This window comes from Bacillus sp. FSL W8-0519 (assembly GCF_038005585.1).
Classification (GTDB): Bacteria; Bacillota; Bacilli; order Bacillales; family Bacillaceae_G; genus Bacillus_A; species Bacillus_A paranthracis.
The window spans coordinates 105,652-124,032 of the sequence record NZ_JBBOTL010000002.1 but is presented as its reverse complement, the minus strand read 5'-3'; the positions used below and the strand labels follow the sequence as shown (position 1 = coordinate 124,032).

22 protein-coding genes are annotated in these 18,381 nt (G+C 31.1%); 20 read left to right on the top strand and 2 right to left on the bottom strand.

Going from position 1 to position 18,381, the window contains the following annotated elements:
• Positions 1–9 precede the first annotated feature (9 nt).
• The 9 genes from NST14_RS28585 to NST14_RS28545 all read left to right on the top strand — a co-directional run bounded on the left by NST14_RS28585 (position 10) and on the right by NST14_RS28545 (position 7,129).
• Positions 10–1,065 (top strand): hypothetical protein, encoded by a 1,056-nt coding sequence (locus tag NST14_RS28585; protein WP_000443125.1) that lies wholly within the window; start codon positions 10–12, stop codon positions 1,063–1,065.
• 20 nt (positions 1,066–1,085) lie between these two features.
• The gene (locus NST14_RS28580; RefSeq protein ID WP_000465462.1) at positions 1,086–3,377 is read left to right on the top strand and encodes an FtsK/SpoIIIE domain-containing protein; all 2,292 of its coding nucleotides are present in this window, start codon (positions 1,086–1,088) and stop codon (positions 3,375–3,377) included.
• A 32-nt stretch (positions 3,378–3,409) separates the two neighbouring features.
• Complete coding sequence (locus NST14_RS28575) at positions 3,410–3,691, top strand: hypothetical protein (RefSeq protein ID WP_000834891.1); 282 nt, start codon at positions 3,410–3,412, stop codon at positions 3,689–3,691.
• A 221-nt stretch (positions 3,692–3,912) separates the two neighbouring features.
• Complete coding sequence (locus NST14_RS28570) at positions 3,913–4,281, top strand: DUF3796 domain-containing protein (RefSeq protein WP_000791541.1); 369 nt, start codon at positions 3,913–3,915, stop codon at positions 4,279–4,281.
• Positions 4,271–4,471 (top strand): helix-turn-helix transcriptional regulator, encoded by a 201-nt coding sequence (locus NST14_RS28565; RefSeq protein ID WP_001237537.1) that lies wholly within the window; start codon positions 4,271–4,273, stop codon positions 4,469–4,471. Before NST14_RS28570 ends, NST14_RS28565 begins: the two co-directional genes overlap by 11 nt.
• A 424-nt stretch (positions 4,472–4,895) precedes the next feature.
• The gene (locus NST14_RS28560; RefSeq protein WP_001018982.1) at positions 4,896–5,441 is read left to right on the top strand and encodes a hypothetical protein; all 546 of its coding nucleotides are present in this window, start codon (positions 4,896–4,898) and stop codon (positions 5,439–5,441) included.
• Between the two features lie 207 nt (positions 5,442–5,648).
• Complete coding sequence (locus tag NST14_RS28555) at positions 5,649–6,248, top strand: hypothetical protein (protein WP_049800275.1); 600 nt, start codon at positions 5,649–5,651, stop codon at positions 6,246–6,248.
• A gap of 158 nt (positions 6,249–6,406) precedes the next feature.
• Entirely contained in the window at positions 6,407–6,634 is a 228-nt protein-coding gene (locus tag NST14_RS28550; RefSeq protein ID WP_000206849.1) for a hypothetical protein, read from the top strand.
• Between the two features lie 45 nt (positions 6,635–6,679).
• Entirely contained in the window at positions 6,680–7,129 is a 450-nt protein-coding gene (locus tag NST14_RS28545; protein ID WP_062821788.1) for a hypothetical protein, read from the top strand.
• Between the two features lie 115 nt (positions 7,130–7,244).
• Here NST14_RS28545 and NST14_RS28540 read toward each other — a convergent pair whose 3' ends face one another.
• Together NST14_RS28540 and dnaX are read right to left on the bottom strand one after the other, a co-directional pair.
• Positions 7,245–7,682, bottom strand: coding sequence for a hypothetical protein (locus tag NST14_RS28540; RefSeq protein ID WP_062821787.1), 438 nt, complete (start codon positions 7,680–7,682; stop codon positions 7,245–7,247).
• Positions 7,683–7,684: 2 nt separating this feature from the next.
• Entirely contained in the window at positions 7,685–9,295 is a 1,611-nt protein-coding gene (dnaX, locus tag NST14_RS28535) for a DNA polymerase III subunit gamma/tau (protein ID WP_000074054.1), read from the bottom strand.
• Between the two features lie 293 nt (positions 9,296–9,588).
• Between dnaX and NST14_RS28530 the strand changes: the two genes are divergently transcribed.
• The 11 genes from NST14_RS28530 (at position 9,589) to NST14_RS28480 (ending at position 18,368) form a co-directional block, all read left to right on the top strand.
• Positions 9,589–10,872: a DUF2325 domain-containing protein gene (locus NST14_RS28530; protein ID WP_062821786.1), complete on the top strand. Its 1,284-nt coding sequence runs from the start codon at positions 9,589–9,591 to the stop codon at positions 10,870–10,872.
• Between the two features lie 184 nt (positions 10,873–11,056).
• Entirely contained in the window at positions 11,057–13,132 is a 2,076-nt protein-coding gene (locus NST14_RS28525; protein ID WP_064774901.1) for a UvrD-helicase domain-containing protein, read from the top strand.
• 259 nt (positions 13,133–13,391) lie between these two features.
• Complete coding sequence (locus tag NST14_RS28520) at positions 13,392–13,868, top strand: hypothetical protein (RefSeq protein ID WP_065212511.1); 477 nt, start codon at positions 13,392–13,394, stop codon at positions 13,866–13,868.
• A 96-nt stretch (positions 13,869–13,964) separates the two neighbouring features.
• Positions 13,965–14,318 (top strand): hypothetical protein, encoded by a 354-nt coding sequence (locus NST14_RS28515; RefSeq protein WP_065212510.1) that lies wholly within the window; start codon positions 13,965–13,967, stop codon positions 14,316–14,318.
• 414 nt (positions 14,319–14,732) lie between these two features.
• Positions 14,733–15,143, top strand: a complete 411-nt coding sequence (locus NST14_RS28510; RefSeq protein WP_341119491.1) for a hypothetical protein — start codon at positions 14,733–14,735, stop codon at positions 15,141–15,143.
• 37 nt (positions 15,144–15,180) lie between these two features.
• Complete coding sequence (locus NST14_RS28505) at positions 15,181–15,627, top strand: hypothetical protein (protein WP_065212508.1); 447 nt, start codon at positions 15,181–15,183, stop codon at positions 15,625–15,627.
• A gap of 55 nt (positions 15,628–15,682) precedes the next feature.
• Positions 15,683–15,862 (top strand): hypothetical protein, encoded by a 180-nt coding sequence (locus tag NST14_RS28500; RefSeq protein WP_000347027.1) that lies wholly within the window; start codon positions 15,683–15,685, stop codon positions 15,860–15,862.
• A 39-nt stretch (positions 15,863–15,901) separates the two neighbouring features.
• A complete protein-coding gene (locus NST14_RS28495; protein WP_065212507.1) occupies positions 15,902–16,114 on the top strand; it encodes a hypothetical protein in 213 nt (70 codons plus the stop codon).
• 72 nt (positions 16,115–16,186) lie between these two features.
• The gene (locus NST14_RS28490; RefSeq protein ID WP_000473613.1) at positions 16,187–16,891 is read left to right on the top strand and encodes a hypothetical protein; all 705 of its coding nucleotides are present in this window, start codon (positions 16,187–16,189) and stop codon (positions 16,889–16,891) included.
• A gap of 99 nt (positions 16,892–16,990) precedes the next feature.
• On the top strand, positions 16,991–17,968 hold the full coding sequence (locus NST14_RS28485; protein WP_341119459.1) for a DNA adenine methylase: 978 nt from the start codon (positions 16,991–16,993) through the stop codon (positions 17,966–17,968).
• Between the two features lie 31 nt (positions 17,969–17,999).
• Positions 18,000–18,368 (top strand): hypothetical protein, encoded by a 369-nt coding sequence (locus NST14_RS28480; protein ID WP_341119458.1) that lies wholly within the window; start codon positions 18,000–18,002, stop codon positions 18,366–18,368.
• Positions 18,369–18,381: the final 13 nt, after the last annotated feature.

Below are 18,381 nucleotides of genomic sequence, written 5' to 3'. Positions count from 1 at the left end.
GCTTATGCTATGGAAAGTGCTGCTGAACCATGGGCGCCATTTGAAGATAAGTTTCAATTCAAACTACCTACTAAAACAGAAGATCCTGCTCCATTTTCATTTATCCCTGGAAGTAATTATTTTGAAAGTGTAAGTACTCTTTTAACAGATATTAAGTCAAAAGTAACAGGAATATCAGATGCAATTGATAGTATTGATTTGTTTATTAAAAATCTACCTCAACACATTTATAATGGCAGTGTAATTTTGCTAAATGAAATTTTTGAGTTAGTTTCAAACGTATTGTTAAAGTTACCGGCATTTCTGTTTGAAACGACAATTATTAAAGATCAGACACTTGTATTTTTTACTATTTCATTAATTTTAATCATGATTTTATGTACTATTAATTCGATAAAAATGATGCTTCGCAAACCACACACCCCTATACGAAAAATCCTTCACAGAATTCCTCTTGCATTATTACTAACTGGTGCTGCTCCTACACTTTTTGCAAAAGGTTTCTCCTTATTAAATCTATGTTCAGATGCAATTACTGGTATTGGTGTCAGTGAAATAAAAGCTGGTGAATTAGTGTTAAATGGATCTTTAAGTGTAATTAATTTAATTGCACTAATAGGTTTTGATTTACTACTTATTTCTACACTAATCCCTGTTTTATTAAAAGCAGGAAGGCGATGGTTTGATTTGATGTTGCTTGTAATAAGTACTCCATTAGCACTATGTACATGGATATTCGATCAACATCGGCATTGGTTTAACCTATGGTGGAAAAATGTTAAGCAGTTGTCTTTGATACAGCTTATACATGCTACATTTATTACTTTTATGGCAATTGTTCTATTTGCAACAAGGGGACTTATAGAACCAAATATGATTTTATTGAAAATCTTATTTATAATTGGTGGTTTCTATAGGGTCGCAAACCCTCCAGGATTTTTAAAAGGTTTTCAAGATAATGGTGATGATGTGTTTTCAATAGGAAAATCGTTAAAGAGCCATTTTACAAGAATTCCTTTGAAAGGAACAGTAATGAAGCTATGGAAAAAAGGAAAGAGAAAATAAATCGAATAGGGGGATCGGTAATGTTTTTTAAACAATTTCAACGTAGATTTACTTCTCAGGCTGATGTTTTATTATCGACAATCTATTCAATAAATACTTTTGATGAAAACACGGTTAAATATGTTTTAAATTGTGATGTGAATACAACAATAGGGTTTGAGAAAATCATTTATAAAGAAGGTTGTAACAACTATTTATCTACGCCAGTAGGAAATAACTTTGAGATAGTTCAGGAGCAGATAGATAGTAATTATGTTTTAGAACTAATCAGTGGTATGAACCTGTATGAAGTGTCTTTACAAAAAGGGAGTATATTTCCATTGAAGAATGACAAAGGGATATTTCAAAATATACAGAATGTACTGCAGGAAAGAGAAAAAATATGGATGCAATTTTTAACTCAGAAAGAGGATAAAGCAAAAGAAGACCTCATAGAGCAATACATTGACTATTTATCTGGAATAGCGAATCCATCAGATGCTTTGTTTAAACGGAAGTTCCAAAAATATGTTTATCAATTATTTAAAAGTATGAACTATCCATTAAATAAAAATTCTCAGGTGAAGGATATTGAAGCCAAAATAAAAGAGCCGCTATATCATTATCAATTAATCATTGGAATCTACGCTGAAGACACTTCGAGAAAAGATTATTTACAGCATGTAATTGCTAATTCATTAGAGAAAATTACTTATTTTAACCGCCTACAAATGTCTCCAATCGAAGAAAATGAAAATGTTATAGACGGTATAAAAAGCAGAAAGATCCATGTGAACCAAAATAAACAGTATATAAGTGAGAGTGAAATTTTGTCTTTGATTGTACAGCAAGAGAGACAAGAAAGTAAAAAAGATGTTATTGGTACGAATGAATGTACGATTATTGGTTCTGCAGTTAAGTCAGAAACAAATACAGTGTACAGTTCCGACTTTATGGAAAAAGTGATTGAACTTTTACCCTATACAAAAGAGGAGCGTAATACGCGTTTAGAAGCAGATGAGAATACATTAAAGATACTAAATGTAATGAGAGAACAAAATATTATAAAGGAATCGTGTGAAATTATCAAAATAGAGGAAGGGTCTACAATTATGCATGTAACTCTTTCAATTCCTTCTAATGTTAAATTTAGAGACATTAAAAAACATGTAGAGGATATACGGGTAGCTGTTGGTTTGGAGGACCTACAATTATCATCTGCTTCAGAACTGAACTCAATTATGTTTAGTTTTCCAAAAGAAAAACGAAGTGTTGTTTACTTGAGAGATATCATAAGCAGTTCCGAGTTTTTAACGTTCACAAAAGAGGCAAGATTACCTTTTATCATTGGTTTAGATGAACATGGAAAGCCACTCTTTGAGGACTTAACAGATACCTTACACATGTTAATAGCTGGAGCAACTGGAAGTGGAAAAACGTATTTTTTAATAGGAGTAATTTTGTCCTTATGTTTATTGAAAACGCCTTATGATTTGCATTTTTATATTATAGATCCAAAGCGTATTGATTTTAAGAAATTTAAGGATTTCCCACATGTTCAAAAAATAGTAACTGAAGTTGAGGAGTCAACAGCTGTCTTAGCTGCAGTAACTGAAGAAATGGACCGAAGATATGCATTGATGGAAGAATACGATATAGATGATTTAGTTGACTATAATGTATTACCTGATGTGGAAAAACTTCCGTATATTGTTTGTATTGTCGATGAATTTAGTGATTTAGTCATGCAAAACCCTGATGTGAAAGACTATATTGTGCGAATAGGCCAAAAGGCTAGAGCCGCAGGTATTTATGTGATTTGTGGTACTCAAAGACCGGAAGTAAAAGTTGTAGACGGGTTAATCAAGGCGAATTTACCAACTAAAATTGCCTTTAGTTGTGGTAGTTATCATGATTACAAAACTGTTTTTGGAAATGCACCAGGCGTGAAATTACTAGGAAAGGGAGATGCTTTATTAAAAAGCCCTGTCATGAGCGAAGAATATGTAAGGTTTCAAAGTCCTGTTGTTGACTTATCTAAAGGTAAAACTAAAGATATATTGCAAAGTATATGTGATTTGTTCCCATATGAGCGTCCAAAGAATGGATTAACCATTAAACCATTACCAACACCATATGAGCGGATAAAGACTTATATTATAGAAACAGGGGATACTGCAGTGACACGTGTAAAACAGGAAATGAAACTAGATGTTAATGTAGTTCGTAATATCATGGATCAGTTAGTTGATGAAGGCTTACTTGTAAAAACGGGAAAAGGTAGGTTTAAACTTTTAGAATTAAATGAAGAAAAAAATACGAAAATCCATTGATTATTTAAAGACAATTAAAGGGGGATTTTATTATGAAAAGTTTTGTCTCATTTACTTATAATGCTCCTGGGTGTTTTCGAAAAGAAAAAAAGCATTTTGATGATAATGTGTTAGCAGAGCGATTCGTATATTCTTTAATTGCTCAATCAGTTTCAGCGCTTTCTAATTATGAAGTAGAGAAATATATGCAAAGTGAAGAAGAAGGATTTGAGAAGACTATGGAGTATTTCTTTGATACAGAAGAAGGTTATTATTTGGACCTATTAATTGAAACACCCATTCCAAAAAGAGAATTGGATAGACTACTAATTTAACTCAGCTATGCTGAGTTTTTATTTATTGTAAAATGCTATTCTGTAAGGTATATCTGATCAAATTATATTTCAAAGTGTAGGTTTGCAATAAAGTTTAACCGTTTTGAAAAAAGATTAACTGCTTATAAAAAAGTCGTACCGTTTTCAATCCTTTTTATTTCCAAGTTAATGTGATATATTTATAACAATTAGTGCGAAATACATCACAAAGGAGAATTCACATGAAAAACAAACTGGCTTACTTGGGGTTTATTGGATTTCTAGGATTTCTAGGACTTTTAGGTCCTCATTCATTTTTAGGTGAAACATCATTTACATATTACTTTTTCGCTTTCTTCCCCTTCTTTTTATATGCAAAAGTTATACCAGATGAACTTTTTATCCTGCATGTTCGCATTGCTGCCACAAAGGCATTTTTCGTGGCATTAGTAATGGGTGTTTTACTAATCTTAAGTATCGTTATTTTTGCAAATGTACATGTAATCAGATTATGCGTTGTACTTGCAGTTGTAATACCATTAGGAACTTTTGTAATTAATTTAGAAATATTTGAACGTAGAGAAAAGAAAGGGATGCAAGATGCGACTTAAAACTCGAATGAAAGAATATAGGGTAAAGCTAAGTATGTCTCAAGAAGATCTAGCCAATGAGGTTGGTGTCCGAAGGGAAACAATTGGCAATCTCGAAAATGGAAAATATAATCCTTCATTCAAACTCACTTATGATATTGCGAAGGTTTTGAAAGCACCTATTGAAGTTCTGTTTTGGTTTGAAGAATAGGTTAGGTAAAAATATATTGTTGTAATAGATATGTCTATGAGTTTTGATTAATCTTTTTTATAAAAACTAGATTCGGATTTCTAACAAAAGACTCCATTTTGATTATTCTTTTTTCAAAATGGAGTCTTCTTATTTACCATATAATATGGGTTTGTGGAGTTTTTTTGATTAAACTTTATTTCAAATCAACACAAAGTAACGCTAATGATTGTAGAAAACTCACTTGTATAGACAAGAAATGGTGATTTGTGTAAAATTTAGTATATGAATCAAAGCATATAAAGAATTTAACAATTTTGGAAGAGAATAATTTTTTACTATAACATCTATTAATTTGATTAAAAAAATAAATAAAATAAAAGATTTTATAAAAATAGTTATATATCTTTAAGTATAATTTGAAAAAATATAGGAGTGTTACTTAATGGCAATTGTTCGACAAGGTGAAGTTTTAGAGGTAGGAAAGAAAATAAGTGGTAATTTTAAAGATGGTTTTAAATTTAATAATGGCATCGCCAATAAACATATTATTGATCCAGATGTATGGAGTATGAATATAAGAGATGTAGAGATTTTAACAGAGGAAAAATCTAGAAGTAAAAAAAGTGTGGCAGGAAGAGCTATTGTAGGGGGAGTTCTGCTGGGAGGAGTAGGGGCTGTTGTAGGTGGAGTGACGGCGAAAAATAAGACTAAAATGTATGCTGCAATTTCTTATCATAATGGAATGCAGGATATTTTAGAAGTATCTCCATTTGAATTAAATGATTTAAAGAGAATAGCTGAACAAAATAGAGAAAAAGGCAATACAATCTATCGTGATATTGAGAAAGATTATTCAAACTATCCACCAAATCAAAATGTAAATAAACAAGAATCTCAAAGTGATACCGGTTCACTTCTCATTGAAATCTTTAGTATTGTGTTTTGGATAGTTGTATTAATTATGATTATTAAATGGCTTTTTACTTAATCAATCTAAGTTTTAAAGTTATATAGATAACCCCGTCCTAAATTATGGGCGGGGTTATGTTTATTTAATGATTGTATAATCGTTAATTTAGCATTGCATAAAACACTAACAATTTTTAATTTGATAATATTATCTCTTCTCAAATTTAGCCAATTTCTTAGTTTTAATAAGAAAATTTATATACTTAAAGTAAAGGGCTTAATTTCAATTAAGGGGGAGGATAATTTGGAGGTGTATAACTCAGCTGCTCCTGCACAAACAAATAATGAAGAGTTACCATTCGATATTTCTTGGATGACCGATTGGATTGTAGACTGGTTTGGTTCTTTGTTTAATGGTGGCAGTGATGTAATAAAAGATGGGGGAGATAAAATAGATGGTGCAGTCCATGCGAGTGTGCCTGCATTCTTTGATGTTATTTTCCTTATACTTTCTGTAGTAATTTTAATATCATTATTAGTTTTTGGGGCTTCTTTATGGTTTAAACATATAAAGTGGAAAAAAAGATCTATATATTTTGGAGTAGGTTCATTTATCCTCATACTTTTAATAAGGATTCTACCAGTGTTAATGTTGACAACACGTTCATTTGATTTTCAAACCTTTATGAGTAATATGGTGGGCTTAATTACTTCTATAATTTTAGGAACAGCTGTATTAATGTTTTTGATATCTTTAGCATTAGGTATGCTTTATAAGAAATTTGAACATCCCAAATATGGAAAATGGAGTTCAAGTTTGAGATATAGTTCCATTTTTATATTTGTAATGACCTTGCTGGTACCGGCCTTACTGCGTCATTTATAATTTCGTTTTATAAAAGGAGAAGGAGGAATAGTGCAAATTATTTCTATAATATTTCTGTGTAATGATGCTAGTGCTTATTCTCCTGTCGATTTCAAGATTAAATCTTATTGATTAAAAAATATATGGTACGAAGTTTTGGCGAAGGGGGAGAGGTACTAGTGACAACTTTTGTTGTAATGGTAAGCATATTCTTAATTCTGTTCGTAATTGGTCCAAAAGCGACTAAGAAAAAAGAAGAAAGAGATAGAATTAAAAAGGAACATGAAGAGAAAATGGAGGTTTTAGAGGAAGAAAAAATTGATTTAGATATTAATGGAACTAAAGTACGGTTACACAAGAAGCCTAAGCTAAAGAAAAGTATATATAGAATAAAGAGTAATCGGTAGCAAAAATTAAATCGAGTTATATTTATATACTAAGGGGGATTACTAATGTTTAATAGAGCCAAAGAAGTACCAAAATATCAACAAATACATTCTGGAGTATATAAGTTTGAATTACCGCACATTACTGGTCTATTTAAATCCATGGAACCGAATGAAGATAAGGTACGTGAGGTACAGCGATTTCCTGTAGAAGTGTATGTTCTTAATGATAAAGATATAGCAAACGATATAGCAGCAAGATTTGTAATGTATGGGAATGATAATCGAGCAGTAGGAGATCGTTATGCTCAGTTGGCAACAATATTAAGGAGAGCTTACTTTACAGCATTATTTATTCCAGATGTACCAGAAAAAATAAAATGGATTGAACATCGTAGTGCTGAAAATACAGTTCTTAACAGAGAAGAAATAGTAGAAATCGAATTGAAATGGGATGAAAATTCGGCTTCTTATAGCCTTGTAGGACACAGCTTCCTCAATAGTATTTTTGACTGAAATATCAAACGGGGAATCTTTTTATGAAGCAAAATCAAAACAATGTGTTTGGTTAGTTTTATATATTATTTTTTTACCCCGCCTAAGTTTACTTAAGCGGGGTATTTTTAGTGTATTAATTACTTTGAGTGTTATTATTTATCCGTACATATGCAATGTTATCAACTAATTGATAGTCATTTTCTATTAATTGTGTAATAAACTCATTTGAATTGTTTTGCTTATCAATTTCCTTTAATAATACAAAATCAGCTAATTTTTTACTTTCCTCATCAAATGGTAAGAGCTTATTTTCAAGTATAACGTTTAGGATACCTAATTCGATATTAGAGAATGTATGCTTCTTTGTTAATTTATTTGCTAGATGAATTGCAGTTAATTGAAGAAAGTTTCTAATGTCATATGCAGTAGTATTATAATACGTATATCTATTTGCAATTTCGTTAAATACATGCAATAGATAATCAAATTCCATAGAAGATAAGGCGGAAATATCTTCAACTGGGAGTTTAGGTTTCTTTTTTCTTCCGAATGGTACTTTGATACGATTCATTTTTACACTTCCTTATTAGTATTTATCTCTTCCCACTCACTTTTTTCTAAGTAAATCATTTTAATTTGACGTCTAAGTAATTGAGAAATGGTTTTAGTAACTATGGAATCATTTAATGGATTATATAAAGTCTCAACTTGTTGGGGATTTTCCATTACGAATATAATATGGTGCTTTGATCCAGTGGCATGAACTATTTCTCCTAAACTATTTGCAATAAGGGGATTATCTTTCTTTATATGAGCGATACAGTTGGGTAGGAATGTTTCTAATAATTTGCTTGTTTCCCAAGTGATTTCTGGTAAAACAATATCTTTTGCAGTTTCCTTAGCTTTAGGGTCGCGATAAATTTGAATGTTTCTGCGTCTTTGATTAGCAGTTGGTTCTTCTTTTTGTTTTTCTAATTCGTCTAAACGCTGATTGAATGCTGCGATGGTATCAAGTAAACTTTGTAACAATGTTTGATTAAGCTCACTGGAATCTTCATTTTCATTATTTTTGATATTCGGTTGGATCGTTGATATTTCCTGCTCCAGCTGAAGTATCTTAACTAATGCAATTTCAATTAGTGTCGCTGCATATACAGAGCTTTTTATTTTATACTGTACCGTTGTAAGCTCTTCAAGAATACTTGGAATCTTGGATAATGGTATTCGCTCAGCAAGATTTATAAAGGCATTATTATAAATGGCCACTTTAAACATGTCAGTTTTTTGAGATAGATTGAATATCATGAGGTCTCTGTAGTAACCAATTAAATCGCTTAAAAAGAAATCCGCTTGTTTTCTCTCTAGGATAGTTTGCAAGGAATCCAAAGTGCTGGTTAAATCTTTCTCAGTTATATAATGTATTAGTTTTTCAATATCCTGAATTGCTACCTTACCAACGACTGTTGCAACATGCTCTATTGTTACATTATTTGTTGCGTATGCGATTACTTGGTCCATTATGCTAAGAGCATTTCTTAAACCGCCTTCAGCTAATTGGGATATTAAATGTAATGCTTCGTCTGTAATACGAATCCCTTGATCATGGGAGATGAATTTTAACCTGTCAATCATCGCTTGAAGAGGTATATTTCGAAATTCGAATTGTTGGCATCTAGAAATGATAGTTTTAGGAACTTTTTGTGGATCTGTTGTAGCCAGTATGAAAATAACGTGTGCTGGTGGCTCTTCTAATGTCTTTAATAGAGCATTAAATGCCGAATTTGAAAGCATATGCACTTCATCGATAATATACACTTTATATTTCCCTGTAACCGGTGCTAAATGTACCTGATCTCGTATCTGCCGTATTTCTTCTACTCCATTATTGCTTGCAGCATCAAATTCTAGAATGTCCGCGAATTTATTATTATTGATATCACTACAGTTGGCGCACTTTTGACAAGGCTCACCATTACTTAATGGAGCTAAGCAGTTAACACCTTTTCCTATTATTTTGGCAACAGTTGTTTTACCAGTACCTCGTGGTCCAGAGAGTAGGTAGGCATGGGCTACTTTTTCTAGTTTAATCGCATTCATGATGGTCGTTTTAATATGATCTTGCCCCACTAAATCATTAAAGCTATTTGGTCTATACGCACGGTATAGTGCAACATAATTACTCATTAATATTCCTCCCATAAATATCAAATTTTATTAAATGGCAATCCTTTTAAATGCAAAAAAGCAGCCAAATGAGTAGAGTTACTGTTCACATTTTCATGTGTTAACTCAACCCAAAGGGCTGCTTTTAATTTAAAGAAGAAAAAACAAAAAGTAAAAAATTATAAGAATATTATAACTCTTGAACTAACAAAAAGGAAGATTAAAAACTTTATTAATCGATTTGACACTCATAATTCCACATATTACTATTTAGAGGAGTTATCAGAAAATTCTATTGTGAGAGGGGATTAAAAATGGGTGAATTAGTTTCGATTACAAAAAAGGACGGAAAAGAATCAATAGATTTATTTAAACATTATAGTGAGTGTTTTGAGGAAGGAGATTCTATAGGTCAAGATAAGATATCTGATGAATTATTTACAAAAGTGAAAGATGCTGTTACTCAGTATTGGTTAGAATCTATGGACTCATTACCTGATGTTGTTGATTTGTACATTATTATTTCTTTAATAGAAAGTGATTCACCGAAACACAAGAAAATAGTTACTCGTTTTTTCAATGACTGTAAAATTTTCTTAACAGCGAAGGAAAAGAAACAGGGTAAACGAGGGAAAATCGATCGCTTGTTAAAAGAATATAGTAAACCACAGATGAAAGAAAGGCTTCAAAAGAATTTAAAAGTCGCTGGTGAAATTGAGATAGCTCAATTACAAGCAGCGTATGATCAAACAGTTAATCAACAGAAGAAAATTAAAGATGTACAAGAAGTAATTGAGAAGTACGGAATGCATTTCACAATTTTTATCACTGCTTATATAAAAACTCAAGGAACAGATGATATGCATGATTTGTACTTAGAAGCTGCTCCATTCAGATACATTAACATTCTTGCAGAATTAGCAATATTTCATCAGGAGAGATATCCTAGTCAAGAAAAGGCTGAAGAGATTTCATTTAAAGAGGAGTGGAATAAACTTCAAAGTAAGTTAAACGAGTATGAAAAAAAGCTTAATAAACAAGAAAAAATGTTAAATAAATACAAAATGGAAAATGAATATTTGAAAAAACAAAAAATCTCATCAGATGCTAAGGCATCAAGAGTTGTTAAGCAAACAGAGAGGTCAGTAAATGAATTGATGACTGAGTTGGCAACTGAGGAGGAAATCAAGTCCGAACAACATAAAAAAGAAATAGAGTATTTAAATAAAACGATTGAACAAATGGCTCAAGAAATCATTCAATTGCAGAAAGAAGAAGAGCCGGAAGGAGATGTGCATAAGAATGATTTGTCAGGAAAGAAAGTGGCTGTAATTGGTGGGAATAAAGAAAGATACTATAGAGAGTGCGTTGAAAAGTACAATGCAGAAATTATATTTGTAGCAGAAGATCAGCATCGTAAGATAGATAGTGCAGTTAAAAAAGCTGATGTAGTCTTTTATCTAACAGAATTATTGAGTCATATATATCATGAATTAATTATTCCAGCCGCAGCTCGTTATAACACTCCTATTCGCTTTGTAAATAGTAAGGGAATTTCAGCATTTGAAAGTGCGTTAAAAAGATATGCAAATGAGTAAAATGTAAAGTGAACCGTATATTTAAGTATGATATAATACTTGTAATATATTTTTGAATTTTCTTTCGTTTATTAGGAATTATGCCCTTCGGGTAAAAGAACGCTGTACATCGTACATGCAATTCTTTTCCGGAGGGCTATTTTTATTTGTACAAAAGTATGAAAGAGAGGGAAAACTTTTGAAGATGTCAGAAAAACAAAGTGTATTTCTACCAGAAGGCTACTTTGAAATGAAGACAATACCTCAAGCGGAATTAGCTGATATTTGCACTTCAAAGGAATTAATAACAGATAATGAACTTGATTCATTTTATTTTAGAGCGTTAGAAGAAAAGGGCATTTATCTAAACGAGAAACAAATTGAAGCTGTTCGAACAATTGATAGACCTGTATTAGCAATTGCTGCTGCAGGGAGTGGAAAGACAAGAGTTCTAGCAAGTAGAGTAGGCTACTTAATGTGTGTAGCAAATGTAGATGCATCAAGAATATTAGTTTTAACATTCACACGTAAAGCGGCCAATGAAATGAAGGAAAGAATTGCTGGTTTACCGGGCATAAGTAAATCGGTATTAAATACTATTGTTGCTGGTACATTTCATTCTGTATTTTTGAGGATATTAAGAAGCAGAGGTTACGATCAACGTATTTTAAGTAATGAAAAGTTCAAACACATCATTATTAAAAACATATTAAAGAAATATAAATACCAGGAAGCATATGACCCTGAAACTATATTGTCACTTATCTCTTATTACAAAAACACTTTTGTAACTCCAAAGAATCTTCCTGCTAAAACGCCAATTGAAAAGGAAATCAAGACAATATATCAATCTTATGAAGAATGGAAAGCAGATAATAATCAAATGGATTTTGATGATATCTTACTATATACCTATAAACTTCTTTTAGATGACTATCATCTTCTTGAATTACTCCAAAATAAGTTTCTTCATATCCTAGTGGACGAATATCAGGATATTAGCTTGCTGCAACAAATGATAGTTAAGATGTTAGCATACCCGCAAAAATTAATATTCGGTGTGGGGGACGATGGCCAAACAGTCTATTCGTTTAGGGGTTCCGATCCAAAATTGATATTAGATTTTCCGAATGAATTTCCAGGTGCGAAAGTGATAAAGCTTGAGGTCAATTATAGATCAAATCCATACATTGTTGGACTTGGGAATGAAGTAATAAAAAACAATAAGATACAATTTAAAAAAGAACTTAGAGCCTATAAAGTGGACGGACCTAAACCGATTTATAGTTCACCTGAAGATAGTGATGAAGAGGCAATAAATATAGTGCAAAGTATAAAGAGTGTAGTTAAAGGTGAAAAAAGACAATTTAAAGATATCGCAGTTCTATACAGGACTCATGCTGTCAGTAGAGCGATTGTAGAGCAGCTAGTATTAAATGATATCCCTTATGTTCAATATGGTAATAAGGATACTTTCTATGAAAATATGTATGTACGGCCAATTATAGGTTTTTTAAGGCTAGCATTAAATCCAAATGATGAAGAGGCAATAAATGAAATATGTAATGTACTGTATATAAGTAAGGAGAAAGCGATGTCTCATATTAATCGAGCTTCTACATTAGATTATATAGAGGGAAAGGTAAAACCTTTCTTATACTACTTAACATCAATTCCAGAATTAAAAAAGTATCAACTTCAATTTATTATAGGAGTGATTAAAAACTTAAAGGGCTTGGGGAGATTAAACCCAGCACTAGCTATTGAAGAAATTAGAAATGGGTACATTGGATATGAAAAGTATTTACAGAACAATAAACGTGGATCTTTAACTATTCATCAAGAATTAGTGAATGAAGTGCTTGATGAACTAACAGCATCATCCAAGAAATTTAAAGATATAGCTTCATATTTAAAATTTATAGACAAAGTTATCCTTCGAAATAAGCAAATGGAAGAATTGCAGAAGCAGCAAAACCCTGATGCGGTTGCATTGCATACTATACATTCCTCTAAGGGATTAGAATTTCCAACCGTGTTCTTTATTGGTGTGTCTGAAGGTATACTACCTCATAAGTCAGCACTTGAGGTGATGGAAGATAGAATTACAAATAAAAAAGAAAAAATAATGAAGCTACAAGAAAGCTTAGAAGAGGAAAGAAGATTAGCTTATGTAGGAATTACCCGTGCTGAAAGTGAATTGTATATCTCTAGTCCAAAGGTAGTTAGAAATCAACCATGTGAAATATCAAGATTTATTACAGAAGTATATAAAAGGTAAAGCTGCGGCATCAAAATAGAATTTCATATCGTTTATTCATTTTATGGCTAGTAGATAACAGAGGAACTTAAATTCCGAACCTCTGTTATTTTTTATGGAATGATTTTAAATTAGAGAGAATTAGTAATATAATTACAATAAATAGAAAGTTTTTATTATTGTGTTAATAATTAGGTTACTAGCAACTATTTAAATTCTTCATATATCAATGATTATTGTGAAGCAACCAATTTAGAGAATTTTAAGGAGGAAATATTAAATGGAATTCGTTAGAGGTTATAACAATGCATATTTCAACTTCGTAACAAATCAATGTAAAGAACTTGGAGTTCCTGAAGAACTATATCTCAATTGGAGAGAGCAGCAAAAGAATGATTGGGATAACTTTTATATACGTGAAATCCAAGGGAAGGTAATTTTTGAAGAACATGGAGTACATCTTCCCTTTTATCTTCAAAAATATGAATCTGGTTCTTTGGAGACGGGTGTTATAGCCTTTAAGTTATTTCCTGATAAAAAATCACACTTGATACTTTGGGAATACCGTAGGTTTGATTATCCAGAGGGGAATTTACATGCAATAGAAGGGAAACGAAAATTTCTAGAAGTCAATGAGTTACAACGTTATATTGATGAGGGTTACCACTGGACAGAAAGACTTTCACCACCCATTGGAATCAATTTTAGTCTTGCAGAAGAAGGTAAATTTACTTCATCCTATGAGGAATTAAAATAAACAAAGATAACACATATAGGGGAATTATGTAAATTAAGAATTTGTTAAAACTAGTTGGATTAGTGAGAAGTTTTCTGTAGAAAAGAGGTGGTAAAAGTGAATGGAAGATTAAAGTTTGAATTCAAACCCTCGCGGGGGGAAAAAGGATTGAAGTTCTGGTTATTGAGTTATGTAGTGATTTTGTCTACATTAATAATTTTTTTAAATCTTATATACACTCAGGATTCAATATTATCATCAAACTCAATTTCATTTTTAGCCATAGAAAATTATGGTGTGCACATGCCGGTAATTCCGGCTTATTTTAAAATGATTATTGCACCTATATTCTTTATATTAGGCATTGTATTGTTTATTAAAACAATAGGCTTTCTTTTTTATATTGTACTTTCAACAGTTTTATTGTTGTTTCGTATATTTGATTATTCAATAGTGAGACTAAAAAAGTAAGTTATGATAAAAAATTACCACTATAATTTTATTAAACAGGAAGATTGAATTTTAAGAAAGCCGAGGGTTCAGGTGTAAAATGAAAAGTGAATTAATATGTCCGAAATGTAATAGAGAATTATGTATTGAAACGAAAGATCAATTAATATTTCTAAAATGCTCGGATAAAAAGTGTACTTATAAAAGCGTAATAGATATGGATTGTGAATAAGGTGTTATTAGTAAGTTGGATGAGAAGTAATTTAATATTTGGAATCAAAATAACAGGGATTTCCATTTTGGGGTTCTGTTATTTTTTTATGGAATGATTTTTCATTGGTATCAAATAGTAATATAATTATAACGCGTAGAAAATTTTTACTATTGCGTAAATTGGAATCGATTTTGAATGTTGTTAGAAAAGCGGGTGAGAAGATGCATGTTTTTTATAAGATAGACATTGATATGAAAACAAATAGAACATTGGAAAAACCATATGAGATTCACCTTGAAATTCATTATTTTAATAAAGAATTTCAAATGAGAATTCAAAATTTAGTTGAAAAATATAGACCAGCCTTTGAAATTAAATCCAAAAACTTAATTGTAAAAAAATTTACAAAAAATAAGATTAAATTAAAACTTGTTAGTTATAGAAATAAACAATATAAGGCTGTTATGTCAGGAAATGACTCTTGTTTATATAATTTAAACTACTTTAATTTTCAAAGCGGTCATTTTTCATTTTCAGAACGTAATGAGGCTGAAGAGGCAATGTATAAAATAAAAGAGACTATCAAAGAAACTTTAAATAAAGAGGCATTGCTTTTTCAACAGATATTTTAATACAATTTGAATTTTGTACAAAAGTGGGTGCAGACAATTGAAGAAATGCAATTTAATATATTGGAATGTTGAAGAAATAGATAGAAATATAGTTTTAATTACTTTGAAGAAAAATATTACTGTAAATAATAAAATTGTGTTACACCTCTATCAACGATGCTTAACAATAGGTGAGAGCGATATACAAATACCTATCACACCACTAAAAGCAAATTTTTATCTGGATTTTTATTCTTTTTACAAAGAATACACTCGTAAGAGCAGGGTAATTAACTATACGTATTATGAAGAAACAAAGTTTAATTTTAACGATTTTATTATTTTTTTACCTTTCTACGGTGTTATAGATTGTGATTTCACCAAGGGGGTAATGTTTAGTTACCGAAATGAAAAGGATTTAACGAAATTGCTTAATTTGTTAGATAAATCCTATGCAGCTTTTCTTAATGGGAAATTACATGCAAGTCGTATTAATACAATTTGAATTTTGCATAGTATTGTAATGATTTTTGAATTTTGTAAATCAGGAGGGATATATAATGGATTTTATGGTAGGCACTTTTAAATTTAAAGCCAATAGTGTTGATGAGGCTGTATTAATAGCTAAAAAGAAAATGCTAGAAATGGGTTGGCGTAACCTACGTTTGATGAAAAAGTACTCTGATGGATGGGGAGTTTGTTGTTCTATCCCTAGTTTTGAAAATGAATGGATGCGTTAAGGTATTAGCTATCGAATTTTGTAGAAAGGAGTGGTTTTCTTGAAAGGAATATATTCATTTGTAGCAAAGAAAAATAATGAACCCAAAGGTTGCGATAGTTGTTTATTAAGTAGCGAATATGAAGCGAATGAAAAGGCAAATAGTCTTTTAGAGATTTTTATAGATGTTAATATCATTGAAATTTTTAAATATGAAAATGATAAATTTACGCTTTTGGGATCTGTAAAGAAATATGAGTATACTCATCTATAACATTAAGTGTAAACCCATCTATATAGAAACCCCATAACTTATAAGTTTTTTATATGAGGAAGTGTATATAGTATGTTTAAAAAGAAACCGGTAGACCCTTTAGAGGTTTTAATTAATAAAAAAGGCGATTTCAGAAATGCAATTCCAACTGAAATTGGAATTTACGCTTTAGAGAGAATTAAAACAAATCAAAGTGATGTAAAGACACGGGTTAACATCGCTGGCTTAGGGAGAAACCTTTTTATAGACACGAAGGAAATAGAGATTAATAAAGGTGAGAAAGATGAATGGCTAATTAAGTTTGGAGAATACGACCTTAATATATACAAGAAAGGTTTTAATAATACTCCAATATACCTTGAATGGGCAAATGAAACAACTTTTAGATTACAATTTCGTTCTCGCATCAGTGATACTTCAAATGTTCATGTAACATTTTATGGAGATATTGGTCAACTAACCAAACAACAGTATTTTGCTGATATGAAGATACGAATTAAGTTTATAAAGTATACGAGTGAATCTGAGTATCAAACGCCCACAGTAACACCAGAATTGTTAATTGATAGGCTTAAGTTTGCAATTTCAAAGGAACGTCATTACGAGGTTTTTGAGCCAGAGGTAATTTCGGTTGGAACAGTTAGTAACCATGAAATTATTGCTACTTTAAGTATTACTGGTAAAGAAAGAGATGATAGTCAGCTGAGGGAATTTTTAGTATGGCGAATTGAAGAAACGTGGAATATGAATTCTGAAATTATTGTTGAGATAATTTGATGATAGTATGTATCTGAAATCTTATAGAAGGGAAAAACGATAGGGAGTTATACAGATAAGAGATGGTAAAGTGCGCGAATAATCGAGGGGGTGATATAATTGCTAACTTGTAGCTTTTGCTTCCTTACAGGTACTTTAGAAGAATGTGATTTTCAAATGGATCAATACAATCAAGGATTTTGGTGTGAACTGTGTGATGGCTATACGTATATAGATGAAGATGCTAAAAAGCATGGCTTTACACTTGTATTAGAAAATAAGCATGCACAACCTATTAATACTAAACATTTAAATTATAAATTTTCAAAACGACTATCTCCATATAGATACCCAGGAGGAAAAACAAGAATTATAGATTACCTATATACGCTTCTCAAAAAAAATAAAACTAATATATTAGTTTCCCCATTTACTGGTGGAGGGAGTTTTGAATTAGCAATGTTAAGCGCAAATGTCGTTGGGAAATTACACCTTAATGATTTAGATACGGGAGTTTACTCATTTTGGTGGATTGTTAAACATATGCCTTATGTATTAATTGATTGCTTAGAATCCATTATTCCTACGCATAAGGACTATTTTGAAGCGCAAGCAATAATAAAAAATGATTATAAAGGTTTTGATGTTGTAGATGCAGCTTGGGCTTCATTGCTGGTTAACAGATTGGCGTATAGTGGTATTTCAAAAGCTAATCCTTTAGGCGGAAAAAATGGCCCAGTAGAAAAATTATTATCACGTTGGAACCCTAAAGAATTAATCAAAAGGATAGAATATATCCATTCTTTAAGTGAAAATATAGTTGTAACCCAATGCAATGCCTTAGAGTTGATTGAAGAAGCCTATTGGGATGATTCAGCGACTATATTTATCGATCCACCATATGTAGAGAAAGGGAAAGACTTATATCATTGTTATTATACCGAAGATGATCATATTTCTCTCTCAGTCATGTTAAATGCTTTACATATGGGGTGTCCAGGTGCCGATATAATTGTTACTTATGATTATAGTAAATGGTTAGATACTCTATATGAACATCCTGAAAGAGAGATTATTGGTAGGGCCTATTCTGCATAAAAGTATAATTTATATAAAGGGAAGTGATACTATGTATAAGATTTACTGTGTTGAAAAAGGGTCAAATGTAGAAGCAATAGTAAAAAGGTTAATAAATGAAGGGTTCCGATATATTCCTTCATTCGAAGAGAAAATGGGAATTGTAGATTTTTATATAGATTTAGAAGTAATCTCAGATGGCATAATTAATCCTAACCTGTTCTTAATAATGAAGTTTGTTTCTGATCAAAAATGTTATCAGAACAGAAACCTAAAAGAGATTACGGCAGAACAACTCAAAAACTCAGTGCCAAAAGGATATTCTGTATCTTGTGCAGGAACTAAACACATGCTTCAAAGCATAGGATACAATGTTAATAATTTTAATGAATACTTGAATGAAATTGAGTTAGTATCATAGGTTAGTTATAAAA